Annotated in this window: 9 protein-coding genes, 1 other RNA gene and 1 pseudogene; 4 read left to right on the top strand and 7 right to left on the bottom strand. The window is 42.0% G+C overall.

The window, feature by feature from the left end:
• Positions 1-19: 19 nt before the first annotated feature.
• The 3 genes from E4T92_RS04155 to pnp all read right to left on the bottom strand — a co-directional run bounded on the left by E4T92_RS04155 (position 20) and on the right by pnp (position 5,044).
• On the bottom strand, positions 20-1,819 hold the full coding sequence (locus E4T92_RS04155) for a DEAD/DEAH box helicase (RefSeq protein WP_135093565.1): 1,800 nt from the start codon (positions 1,817-1,819) through the stop codon (positions 20-22).
• Between the two features lie 69 nt (positions 1,820-1,888).
• Positions 1,889-2,833 carry a lipoprotein NlpI gene (gene nlpI / locus E4T92_RS04150; RefSeq protein ID WP_077542436.1) on the bottom strand — a complete coding sequence of 315 codons (945 nt, stop codon included), beginning with the start codon at positions 2,831-2,833 and terminating at the stop codon, positions 1,889-1,891.
• An 81-nt stretch (positions 2,834-2,914) separates the two neighbouring features.
• Positions 2,915-5,044: a polyribonucleotide nucleotidyltransferase gene (pnp, locus tag E4T92_RS04145; protein ID WP_135093564.1), complete on the bottom strand. Its 2,130-nt coding sequence runs from the start codon at positions 5,042-5,044 to the stop codon at positions 2,915-2,917.
• 242 nt (positions 5,045-5,286) lie between these two features.
• Between pnp and nanQ the strand changes: the two genes are divergently transcribed.
• Complete coding sequence (gene nanQ, locus E4T92_RS04140; protein ID WP_135093563.1) at positions 5,287-5,754, top strand: N-acetylneuraminate anomerase; 468 nt, start codon at positions 5,287-5,289, stop codon at positions 5,752-5,754.
• 241 nt (positions 5,755-5,995) lie between these two features.
• Here the strand turns inward: nanQ and E4T92_RS04135 are convergent, their stop codons facing one another.
• The 4 genes and pseudogenes from E4T92_RS04135 to polA all read right to left on the bottom strand — a co-directional run bounded on the left by E4T92_RS04135 (position 5,996) and on the right by polA (position 11,682).
• On the bottom strand, positions 5,996-6,217 hold the full coding sequence (locus E4T92_RS04135) for a sulfurtransferase TusA family protein (protein ID WP_077414580.1): 222 nt from the start codon (positions 6,215-6,217) through the stop codon (positions 5,996-5,998).
• A 15-nt stretch (positions 6,218-6,232) separates the two neighbouring features.
• Positions 6,233-7,274 (bottom strand): annotated as a pseudogene (locus tag E4T92_RS04130) (YeeE/YedE family protein).
• 256 nt (positions 7,275-7,530) lie between these two features.
• Positions 7,531-8,835 (bottom strand): L-serine ammonia-lyase, iron-sulfur-dependent, subunit alpha, encoded by a 1,305-nt coding sequence (locus tag E4T92_RS04125; protein ID WP_135093562.1) that lies wholly within the window; start codon positions 8,833-8,835, stop codon positions 7,531-7,533.
• 48 nt (positions 8,836-8,883) lie between these two features.
• Positions 8,884-11,682, bottom strand: coding sequence for a DNA polymerase I (gene polA, locus E4T92_RS04120; protein ID WP_135093561.1), 2,799 nt, complete (start codon positions 11,680-11,682; stop codon positions 8,884-8,886).
• Positions 11,683-11,840: 158 nt separating this feature from the next.
• On the opposite strand from polA, the gene E4T92_RS04115 reads away from it, so the two are divergent.
• The 3 genes from E4T92_RS04115 to E4T92_RS04105 all read left to right on the top strand — a co-directional run bounded on the left by E4T92_RS04115 (position 11,841) and on the right by E4T92_RS04105 (position 13,001).
• The gene (locus tag E4T92_RS04115) at positions 11,841-12,137 is read left to right on the top strand and encodes a cell division protein ZapA (protein ID WP_135093560.1); all 297 of its coding nucleotides are present in this window, start codon (positions 11,841-11,843) and stop codon (positions 12,135-12,137) included.
• Between the two features lie 76 nt (positions 12,138-12,213).
• Positions 12,214-12,421, top strand: a non-coding RNA gene (gene ssrS, locus E4T92_RS04110) — 6S RNA.
• Between the two features lie 13 nt (positions 12,422-12,434).
• Positions 12,435-13,001, top strand: coding sequence for a 5-formyltetrahydrofolate cyclo-ligase (locus E4T92_RS04105; protein ID WP_077494580.1), 567 nt, complete (start codon positions 12,435-12,437; stop codon positions 12,999-13,001).
• The last annotated feature ends 13 nt before the right edge of the window (positions 13,002-13,014 follow it).

The raw sequence follows: 13,014 nt of genomic DNA, 5'->3' as shown, positions 1-13,014 counted from the left end.
TCCCTACCCTCTATCTATATTAAGTGCGACGACCTCTTTGAGGTTTCTCGTTAAAAGTGCGGTTATTTTTTTCATTAAATTTACGCCCGCCACGATCACCATTATCGTTACCACGACCTCGCCGTTTTCCGGCGAAATCATCACGTTCACGTGAGTTTTCTGATTTTACCGCACCAAGGAATGACATTCTCATTTGCTTGTTTAGCACACGGGTTTTACCGAATTGTTGAAGTAATTCTTTTGGCATTCCTTGTGGCAATTCCACTGTGGAGTGATCATCATAAAGTTTGATATGACCGATATATCGGCTATTAATATCCCCCTCATTTGCAATTGCGCCAACAATGTGACGAACTTCAACGCCATCCATTCTGCCGATTTCAATACGGTATAAATCCATTGGTTGTGGGTTGCCGTAACCTTTTCGTTCTCCACGACGCTCTGCTGAACGAGGATTTTCACGACGTTCGGCACGATCATTACGGCGACGTTTTTCCATTGGCGGATCAGGTGGAAGGATTAATTTTTGCTTACCTTGAAGCAACATAAGCATTGCAGCCGCAATATCCTCCTGATCTTGATCAGCAGTGAATAAATCTTCTAATAGGCTACGATATTGTTCTAAATCGTGATGTTCAAGTTGTTTGGTGATTTTCGCCACGAATTTTTTACGGCGGCATTCTTGCAATATTAAGTGATTCGGTAGTTCTACCTCATTAATCGGTTTTTTCATCAGGTGTTCAATATTGCGGAGTAAACGGCGTTCACGTGGTTCTACAAACAACAATGCACGACCGGAGCGACCGGCACGACCGGTACGACCGATACGATGTACGTAAGATTCCGCGTCAAGCGGAATATCGTAGTTCACGACTAGGCTGATCCGTTCAATGTCAATACCACGTGCGGCAACATCTGTGGCGACAACAATATCAAGACTGCCGTTACGTAAGCGATCAAGGGTTTGTTCACGCAGTTGCTGGGTCATATCGCCGTTAAGTGCGGCAGAACGGAAACCGTTTTTCTCTAATAGCTCGGTAATATCCAATGTGCCTGTTTTAGTACGGGCAAAGATAATAGCGGCATCAAAATCTTCTACTTCTAAGAAACGAAGTAGTGCTTCATTTTTGCGTACACCATGGACATACCAACAATTTTGCTCAATATCCGGTGCATTTTCGTTATTGACTTTAATTTTCACTTCTTGCGGATCATTCATAAAACGCTTGGTGATTCGACGAATGGGTTCCGGCATTGTGGCGGAGAAAAGAGCGGTTTGATGATGCTCCGGTAATTCAGCCATGACCGTTTCCACATCGTCAATAAAGCCCATTCGTAACATTTCATCAGCTTCATCCAATACAATGAAACGAAGTTCGGATAAATCTAACGTGCCGCGACGAATATGATCAAGAATACGCCCCGGTGTGCCTACAACGACTTGTGCACCTTGTTTTAATGCGCGTAGTTGAATGTCATAACGTTGCCCACCGTAAAGGGTTACGATACGTACGCCTTGTGCGTGTTTGACAAATTGCTCGCAAGCGTCAGCTACTTGAATGGCAAGTTCACGGGTTGGTGCCATCACTAACATTTGAGGATATTTTTCGCTTGTATCAATTTGAGCTAATAATGGCAAGGAGAATGCCGCGGTTTTGCCACTACCGGTTTGAGCCATACCCAACACATCTTTGCCGTTGAGCAAGTGAGGGATACAGGCTTGTTGAATTGGAGAAGGGGTTTCAAAACCTAGGTCAGAAACTGCTTTTAAGATGAAGTCAGGTAAGCCTAAGTCATTAAAGGTGATTTTGTCAGTCATTAAAATACTCGAATATAAAAAGGAAAGCTCAAAGAGGGCTTTCGGTTTAACTTTTGAATAAAGTGCGGTCTAAAAATTTCCAGTTTTTGTTACCGCACTTTTTACTTCTTTTTCCTGTTCTGTTTGAGCAGGTTTTAGTTTCATTAGCTCAAAAGAGGCAAAACGATACTCAACAAAGTTATAAACCTGATTCGCCATAGCCAGTTTAAATAAAGCCGCCGCTTCATCAACCAGCCCTACATTGAGTTTTTGTTTTGCTAGATAAAAATAGGTTTCCGTAAGAATTTCAGCATATTGTTGTGCATTTTCAGCAAATTCGCCGGCACGCTGCTGTAATTCTTCCAAAGAAATGTGCCCTAAGTAGTATTGAACGATATTTGTACCCCAGAAGTCCTTTGATAGCCCTTTTGCTCGTTCAACAAGGTTTTTATGGGCATCTTGTGGTTTTAATTTTTGTTCATTCAAATACAGCCATAAGACACGATAAGGATCTTTTATATCGGCTTGGTAGAACTGTAAGAAATCTTGCTCGGCAAGATTATAGCGTCCTACATAATAAAAATTTAAACCACGATTAAGGTGGGTGTAGTCATAGCCTGGATCTAATTCAAACACAGCATTGAAACTTTCCAATGCCCCGTCGTAATCTTCCTCAAGCAATAAGTAAAGCCCTAGATAGTTATATACCGAAGCCATTTTAGGCTGTAGTGCTAGAGCTTGGATAAAATCATAACGTGCGAGTCCCCATAAACCGAGGGAATCATATAGAACACCACGTTCAAAATGTAATGACGCCCGTTCTTCGTTACTCATTTTTCCAACAAGTAATACTTGACTGATTCGTACAATCATCACTTCTTGTTCAAAGTGAACATTAGGATTTTGTTCAGCAAGTACTACAAAATTTTTAGACACAAAAGTACCATTGGATTGAATACAACCGGTAAGAAACAATATTGCACATAAGCTAAATAAATAGGCTAGACAACGGTGAAATAACCGAAAATACTGCATTTGCTTTCTTTTGTGTGACTAATTAAAAAATAACAAAACTTGATGGCGTTACACCACCAAGTTTTGATTAAGTTATCAAGATTATTCTAACTCTTCAGTAGATTCTTCTTGAATGTTTTCAGCATCTTGTTTTGGTGTAAGTTCTTTCATTGTCAGGCGAATACGACCTTGACGATCGATTTCGACGACTTTCACATCGACTTCTTGGCCTATTTGAAGATAATCACTCACTTTTTCCACACGCTCTTCCGCAATTTGTGAAATGTGAACTAATCCTTCTTTATTGCCAACGATAGCGACGAATGCACCAAAATCTGCTAAGCGTGTCACTTTACCTTTATAAACCGCACCCGCTTCGACTTCTGCCACAATTTCTTCAATACGTGCCATCACGTTTTTCGCTGCATTGTTATCAACTGCGGCGATTTTTACTGTGCCATCGTCATCAATATCAATTGACGTACCGGTTTCTTCGGTTAATGCACGGATAGTTGCTCCACCTTTACCAATCACATCTTTGATTTTTTTCGGATCGATTTTCATCGTATGAATACGTGGTGCATAGTCAGAAATATCAGCACGAGGTGCTGGAATAGCTTGTTCCATGACACCAAGAATGTGCATACGTGCGCTTTTCGCTTGATTTAAAGCGATTTGCATAATTTCAGGGGTAATTCCTTCAATTTTAATGTCCATTTGAAGTGCGGTTACACCCTCACGGGTACCGGCCACTTTAAAGTCCATATCGCCAAGATGATCTTCATCACCTAGAATATCGGAAAGAACAACGAATTTTTCTTCTTCTTTCACTAAACCCATTGCAATACCGGCTACTGCCGCTTTAATTGGTACACCGGCATCCATTAGGGCAAGAGACGCACCACATACGGAAGCCATAGAGGAAGAACCGTTAGATTCAGTGATTTCAGATACCACACGTACTACATAAGGGAACTCAGCAAGGCTTGGCATCACGGCTGCTACACCACGTTTTGCCAAACGACCATGACCAATTTCACGACGTTTTGGTGAGCCGATCATACCGGTTTCGCCGACAGAGTACGGCGGGAAGTTATAGTGGAATAAGAAATGATCGGAACGCTCACCGGTCAATTCATCAATAATTTGTGCATCACGCTCAGTACCTAACGTCGCCACGGCTAAGGCTTGAGTCTCACCACGGGTGAAAATTGCCGAACCATGAGTGCGAGGTAACACACCGGTGCAAATATCTAAAGCACGTACGGTATCTACGGTACGGCCATCAATGCGTGGTTCACCTGCAATGATACGACCACGGACGATTTGGCTTTCAAGGGCGGTGAAAATATCAACGATTTTACCTTCACTGATTTCCTCGTTTTCTGCCGTAATTTGTGCGATAACATCAGCCTTAATCGCATCAATTTGCTCATAGCGGGTTTGTTTTTCTGTAATACGATAGGCATCACCCAAACGCGCTTCTGCGATAGCTTTTACTTTATTGATTAAATCGGTATTTGGTTCAGGAGCGACCCAATTCCAACGAGGTTTACCGGCTTCTGCTGCAAATTCTTTGATCGCTTCAACCACAACTTGTTGTTGTTGATGGCCGAATACTACTGCAGATAACATTTGTTCTTCTGTTAAAATGTCTGCTTCGGATTCCACCATTAACACGGCTTTATCTGTTCCCGCCACGACTAAATCCAAACGGCTTTGTTTTTGTTCAGCCATAGTTGGGTTTAACACGAATTGATTATTGATAAAACCAACACGTGCCGCACCGATAGGACCGTTAAAAGGGACACCCGATAGCGATAAAGCCGCAGAAGCACCAATCATCGCCACTAAATCCGGGCTAATTTGTGGATTGACAGAAACAACGGTCGCCACCACTTGAATTTCATTGAAGAAACCTTCCGGGAATAATGGACGGATAGGGCGGTCGATTAAGCGGGCAATGAGGGTTTCGCCTTCGGAGGGGCGGCCTTCACGTTTGAAAAAACCACCGGGAATACGACCGGCAGCATAAGTACGTTCTTGATAATTAACGGTTAATGGGAAGAAATCTTGACCTTCTTTTACATCTTTTTTGGCTACAACGGTAACAAACACGCTGGTGTCATCCATACTTGCCATGACGGCGGCAGTAGCTTGACGGGCAATCGCACCGGTTTCTAATGTGACGGTGTGCTGACCATATTTAAATTGTTTAACAATTGGATTCACAATGTTTTCCTTTAATTTTGATATTAAAAACAATGCTTTATTTTCCAGATTGCGACTAGCAAAAGAAATTTCAAAGAAATGTAGGAATACATATATCAGAAAAATGTCTTTTGTTAGCCGCACGCTAATACAGAAAATAAAGCTTAGGCATTATACAGATGTTTTAATGTGATTGGTAACTTTATTTCATATCATCAACTTGTTATGATAGCTCAACTTTTATTCATTCATGAGGAGCGAAGATGATTATTAGCAGCCTAATCAACCCGAATTTTAAAGTGGGCTTACCGAAGGTGATCGCAGAAGTATGCGACTATCTTAATACATTAGATCTCAAGGCATTAGAAACAGGTCGCCACGATATTAACGATCAAATTTATATGAACGTGATGGAACCGGAAACTGCCGAATCAAGCAGCAAAAAAGCGGAATTGCACCATGACTATCTAGATATACAAGTATTAATCCAAGGAACGGAAAACATTGAAGTCGGCGTCACCTATCCGGATTTAACTCAATATGAAGATTATAATGAAGCCGATGACTATCAACTGACAGCGGATATTGAGAATAAATTTACCGTCACATTAACGCCTAAAATGTTTGCCGTATTCTACCCCTACGAACCGCACAAGCCATGTTGCGTGGTGAATGGAAAATCGGAAAAAATTAAAAAACTTGTGGTGAAAGTCCCTGTTTCATTAGTCTAGTTTTTTTACTTAAAGTGCGGTTAAAAATTTCGGTATTATTATGTAGTAAATGCACAAAAATAGACATTTCAACGATATGTAGGGACACACTGCGTGTGTCCGGATTTTAACATATTGAAATCATTTTGATTTTATAACGGACACACGCAGTGTGTCCCTACAAACCACCAAAAAAACAGATTTATGCAATTGCTACATAATACTGAAAAATTTCCTTGTTTTTTAACCGCACTTCATCGTGTTATTTCAAGACAGTAATTGTCCACTTTGCATCGCCGATTTGTTCAAAATTCGTCACTTCATAACCTTCCTCTGCTGCCCAAGCTGGGATTGCTTCTGTGGCTTGAGTACAATCGAATTCAATTTCAAGCCCATCGCCTTTATTGAGTTTTGCCATTTCGGCTTTTGCTTCCACTAAGGGGAAGGGACAAACTAAACCCAGTGTTGGTAATTTGACAATCATTTTTTTTCTCCTAATTTAAGCGTTTGCAGTTTTTAATCGTTGTGGACGGATGATGGTGAAGTTAGCGGCAAACCACAAGTGCCAAGTACCATTAATGGAAGGGATACCCAACCTTGCCATGAAAAATAAGCAGTGGCGACAAGGGCATTGCCTATTGAGCAACCACCGGCTAAGCTCGCACCTAACCCATTAACGAACCACCGAACGCACTACGTATCATGGTTTGAGTATCCGGTAGGCGGAGACGAAATTCGTTGCTGCCTTTTGCGGCAATGAATGAACCGATAAAGATCCCTAATACCAAGAATACGCCCCAATTGATGAATTTTGTCTCATTGGTGATGAGATATTGCATAATGTTTGCCGATGGCGTGGTGATACCTAAACCGCCAATTCGTCCGGTTGCCACACTTAACGGCCAAGCTGCAAATGCAATCAAACCGATTAATATGGCAGAAACAAAGGGATGCCAACGTTTTTCAAATAAAATATGGGCAATGCCGGTTTTCTTCGGTTTTAGTGTGGCGATTTTTACCTGTGGTTTTGCAAGGTGTTTATACGCATAATAGCCAGTGACAAGGGTTAGTAGTGCGACCAGCCACCATGCAGATATTCCAATACTTTCATAAATACTGCGTTCGTCTATTTTTACACTGCGTAATGTTTGGTTGAATTCACCAAGTGGACCCGTACGCATCATCGCACTAAACAGCATATACATGAACAACGCCACCCAGCTACCAATTAAACCTTCTGCCGCACGATACCAAGTTCCTGTTGCGCAGCCACCGGCATAAATAATACCGATACCAAATACAAAAGAGCCCACTATAACGGCAACAAATTCAAAATTTTTGGCAGGCTCAATATTCAGCCAGCCGACTTCTTTTAAAATAAAAAAACCGATAGATTGCACTGTGATGGCAATCAGCAAAGCAACAAACATTTTATTGCTTTTTGTCACATATAAATCACGGAATGCGCCGGTAATACAAAATCGCCCCCGTTGCATCACAAACCCAAGCAAAATACCACAGAATAACCCAGTCAAAAGCATAGACCCCCCTAAGATAATCTAGAAAAAGAATGAGTTATTTTTAATAAATTCAACGAGAATACGCCAAGAACTTTTAGTTAATTGATATGTAATTTGGGAATAAAAGTGCGGTCGAAAAATCCAGTATTATGTGGCAAATACACAAAAATAGAAATTTCAACGATATGTAGGGACACACTGCGTGTGTACGAAATAAAATTATTTCAATATATTATCATCAGACACACTCAGTGTGTCCCTACAAATAAACAAAAAACTAAGGACAAGGTTTGTTCACCATAATCTCAATGACTTGGCGATCGATATGTTGCATACTTTTTGAAGCGATGGCGCAGAGGTTGTCGATAGTGCGATCGAGATCGTGTTCAACGATGCCTTCATTGCCGGTAACGTGAGTTTCATCCATTGCCATAAGTACGGATTTATAACCTGATGCCACACTGGTAGAGACTTTCATTGCACAACTGTTTGCTGCACCATCACAAATAATGCCGCTGATATCGCCGATCATACTGCAAATGCCCATGCTGGCAGTTTCAAATTTCCCCGTTAATAAATAAGCAATGCCGGCACAGCTTCCCATAGAGGCGGTGGTGACGGCACAAAGTGCGGATAATTTCGGCAGTTTACTGTGAATATAAATCGCCATTAAATGTGATAAAAATAAGGCTCGGAGGCGTTTTTCTTCATCGACATTCAAATAATCGGCCACCACCACAACGGGCATAGTCGCCGCAATACCTTGATTTCCGGAGCCGGAATTACTCATGGCCGGCAAGGTAGCACCGCCCATTCTGGCATCGGAAGCCGCAGTGGTTTCGATCATAATTTTGCTGAGTAAATCGTCTGAAATTAAACCGCTCCCTACTTGTTTACGCAAGGTTCGCCCAATATGTAAGCCGTAATTCTCCCGTAATCCCTCGTTAGAAAGGGCTCGATTGAGTTCGGCGGCTTGTCCGATAAAGCGAATTTTATCTAAGGCAACCGCGCAGGAGAATTCAAAAATTTCACGAGCGGTGACCTGTTTGAAAATTTCATAAGGATCAGTATCGGCACATTCATTTTCGGTTTTTTCAAAGAGGATCTCGCCATTTTTTTCAATCAAAATCACATTGGTATGTTGATCTTGAATAGCGACTTTGACCCAATCCTTATCTGCGAAAAGCACGGCTTCGGAGTAGAGGATATGATCCGTTGGGTGAATATCGACACTCACCTGTTTTTGATCAAGCATGGCTTTTGCAGCTGAAACCTGTTGTACGGTGATCTGTTTTAACACTTCCAGCCCACCTTCAGGATCACCGCCCAAGGCGCCGATTGCCGCCGCAATGGGCAAGCCCATCATGCCTGTTCCCGGTACGGCAACACCTAAACCGTTTTTCATCAAATTGGCGGAAACTTTAGCTTCAATTTTGCTAGGCGTTTTACCTAAGTATTTTGCCGCTGTTGCACAAGCCAGGGCGAGAGAAATCGGTTCGGTACAGCCCAATGCCGGCACAACATCACGTTTGACGATATAAAGTAGTGGCTTTTCAATTTGCTGTAATCTTTCTTGGTTCATCATCTTTTTTAAAATTAAGTTATGAATAATTTATGCCTTTATTGAACATTAATGGGCTTCATCCCAATTTTTACCGATGCCCACATCCACAATGAGGGGAACGACCAATTCGGCGGCAGTTTCCATATTTTGTTTGATGAGTTCACTAAAAAATTCCACTTTTTCCGACCGAACTTCAAATACTAATTCATCGTGGACTTGCATAATCATATCAATATCAGGATCATGGCGAACAAGTTCATCGAGTTTAATCATTGCACGTTTAATAATATCTGCCGCCGTACCTTGCATTGGGGCGTTGATAGCAACCCGTTCCGCCCCTTTGCGGCGCATGGCGTTGCTGGAGTGAATATCCGGCAAATATAAACGGCGACCGAATAGGGTTTCCACATAGCCCTGTACTTTGGCTTTTTCTCGGATATCCTGCATAAAGGTTTGTACGCCCGGATAACGTTGGAAATATAAATCCATATATTTTTGTGCATCAGCACGTGGAATACCAAGCTGACGGGAAAGCCCAAAGGCAGACATACCATAAATCAGACCAAAGTTAATGGCTTTCGCATTGCGGCGTTGTTCACTTGTGACCTCATCCAATGGCACACCGAAGATTTCCGCAGCGGTGGATCGGTGAATATCTTTGCCTTGGGCAAAGGCGTTAATCAACCCTTGATCCTGAGATAAATGCGCCATAATGCGTAACTCAATTTGGGAATAGTCGGCAGCTACCACCGAATAACCTTCACGCGCAATAAAAGCCTGACGAATGCGGCGACCTTCTTCATTGCGGATCGGAATATTTTGTAAATTCGGATCGCTGGAGGATAAACGCCCTGTGGCAGTCACCGCTTGATGGTAGGAGGTATGGACACGCCCCGTGTTAGACTCCACCATTTGCGGCAATTTATCCGTATAGGTGGATTTGAGTTTACTCAACCCTCGATGTTCCACTAAAACTTTTGGTAATTCATGACTGTAAGCCAATTCTTCCAACACTTCCTCGTTTGTGGATGGGGCACCTTTCGGCGTTTTTTGTAAAACGGGTAAGCCCAACTTATCAAACAAAATCTCTTGTAATTGTTTGGTGGAGGCGAGATTGAAGGTTTGTCCGGCGAGTTCATAGGCTTGCGTTTCAAGTGCGGTCAATCTTGCGGAGATTTCATTGGATTGCATAAAAAGTGCATCACTGTCAATTAACACACCGGTTCGTTCCATGTTTGAAAGAACACTGAGTAATGGCAATTCAATATTTTCAAAAAGTGCGGTTAGGCTTGCTTCATTTTGTAATTTTTCCCATAAAACTTGGTGGAGTTTCATGGTGACATCGGCATCCTCGGCAGCGTATTCGGCGGCTTGTTCTAAGGGGATTTGATTGAAAGTCAGTTGATTTTTACCTTTGCCCGCAATGTCTTCAAAACTAATGGTTTGATGTCCTAAATAGCGTTTGGCAAGATCATCCATATTGTGGCGACCGGTGCTATCTAACACATAGGATTCCAACATGGTATCAAATGCCACACCCTGCACCTCAATGCCGTTACGTGCCAAGATAGTCAGATCGTATTTGATATTTTGTCCCACTTTTTTTATGTCGGCATTTTCAAGAATGGGTTTGAGGGCAGAAAGTGCGGTTGTTTTTTCAAGAGTTTTTGGCGCACCAAGATAATCTAATTGCAACGGAAGGTAAGCGGCTTCGCCATTTTCTAGGGCAAAAGAAAGCCCGACGAGATTCGCCGCCATATAATTGAGACTGTCGGTTTCCGTGTCTAGGGCGAATAAATTAGCCTTTGATAATTTATCAATCCAACGGCTTAAATCGGCTTCCGTCAGAAGGGTTTCATATTGGCTGCGATCAATTTGAAATTTAGGCTGATTTTCAACCGCACTTTCAGCAGAAACCGTTGGTGTAGCTTGATATGGGTTGATCTTAACTGCTTGGTCGTTAACCTGTGTGATAGAATCCGAACCGTTCATCACTTCACTCAGCCAGCGTTTAAATTCATAACGGCCAAAATATTCAATTAATCGGTCATTATCGCTTTCCCCAAGCAATAATTCATCAGGTGTGATACTTAATGCGACATCGGTTTTAATGGTCGCAAGGGTGTAAGACAAATCTGCATTTTGCTTTTCAGCCAATAATTTCTCGCCGAGTTTTTTCGCCCCACGAATCGGTAATTCGGCGACTTTGTCGAGATTAGCATAAATATCGGTCATACTACCAAGCCCTTGTAACAGCCCAAGTGCGGTTTTCTCACCCACACCGGCTACACCGGGAATGTTATCCGAACTATCGCCCATCAGTGCCAGATAATCAATAATGAGTTCCGGCGGAATACCGTATTTTTCAATGACACCTTCGCGATCTAATAAGCTATTGTTCATGGTATTGATGAGCATAATATTCTCATCAACCAACTGTGCCATATCTTTATCCCCCGTACTAATCAGCACATTTTTTCCCGCACGGGAGGCTTGTACGGCGAGGGTGCCGATCACATCATCCGCCTCTACGCCTTCTACCACTAAAAGCGGAATACCAAGGGCACGAATCATATCGTGGAGCGGTTGAATTTGTGTTCTGAGATCGTCCGGCATAGGCGGGCGGTGGGATTTATACTGTTCAAACAATTCATCACGGAAGGTTTTCCCTTTGGCATCAAACACCACCGCTATGTGGCTTGGTTGCACCTGAGATATCAGGCTTTTCAGCATATTTAACACACCGTACATCGCACCGGTTGGTTCACCGGCAGAATTGGTTAATGGGGGGAATGCGTGAAACGCGCGATATAAATAAGAAGAACCGTCCACTAAGACCAGTGGGTTTGCTGCGATTTGTGCCATAAAAATCTCGTTCAATATAATAAGATGGGCGCATTATAGCGTAAATTCAGAAAGGGCGCGAACGGATAGGATTAGTGATGATGAGCAAAATATATGACGGGAAAGTTTGCCTATGGCATAATATTTCGCACTCAAAAATATCACTTGAAGGGAATACCATGTCATTAAAATTGGTTGAAATTGTCGTATTAGGGCAAGTATTACGTTTAAATGTGCCTCAAGATCAAGAAGAGGCATTGCGCCAAGCCGCACGCCATTTAGATGCCTTGGTATCTGAAATGAAAGAAAAAACAGGATTGATTCAGCTTGATCGCGTACTGTCTATTGTCGCGTTGAATTTAAGTTTTGAGCTTACGCAGGAAAAGAATAAAAATGCACAAATTGAAGATGTTTTGAAAACGCGTATTCAGCAGTTGGATCATTCATTGGGGAGTATTCTCTCAACAAGAGAATAATTTGTGAGCAAGATCGCAGATTTCAAAAATAAAGTCTGGCAAAAATGCCTACTTTTCGCTAGTATAACCGCATAAAGATTTCCTGGAATGTTCGCTAATGGGTTATGTCCCTGAGCCGATACTTAAAATCTTATAAATCGGTTTCCCGTCATTGGTGTGTAGGCTTTGCCTTTATTTTCCTTCTGGATAATTAAAGGAATTAAGAAACCTGAAAATGACCTTATCGATTTCCTTGAACCATCGGGTTCAAGGACTGTCACCCACAACGGCATTCCGGGTTCTTTCTTGTTTACCCCTATGAATACTCAGCAACAACGCCAACAAATTCGTCGTCAAATCCGAAAAATTCGCGCAAATTTAACCGCTCTTCAACAGCAACAGGCGGAGCAAGCCGTTACAGGGCAAGCCCTTGATTTAATTGAACATCATCAGGCAATAAATATTGCGTTATATCTTTCTTTTGATGGTGAAATTTCGACCCAATCATTAATAAAAGCACTCTGGAAAAAAAATAATAAAGTGTTTTTGCCCGTTTTGCATCCCTTCGCAAAAAATCACTTACTTTTTTTACAATACTTACCCGATACCCCGATGGTGCAAAATCATTTTGGTATTTGGGAGCCAAAATTGAATGTTCAAAATGTATTGCCACTCAATGAGTTGGATATTCTTTTTACCCCCTTAGTTGCATTCGATAAACAAGGTAATCGTCTTGGAATGGGCGGAGGTTTTTATGATCGAACCTTGCAAAATTGGCAACAAAAATCCTTTCTTCCTATTGGTTTGGCTCACGCTTGTCAGCAAATTGACACATTGCCTATTGAACATTGGGATGTGCCTCTCTTTGATATTTTGGTTGGATAAATCTATCATTTCA

Origin of the sequence: Pasteurella sp. WM03, from assembly GCF_004570945.1 — a bacterium.
Lineage (GTDB): Bacteria > Pseudomonadota > Gammaproteobacteria > Enterobacterales > Pasteurellaceae > Rodentibacter.
The sequence above is the reverse complement of the archived record's forward strand: the minus strand, read 5'-3'. Positions and strand labels throughout refer to the sequence as shown.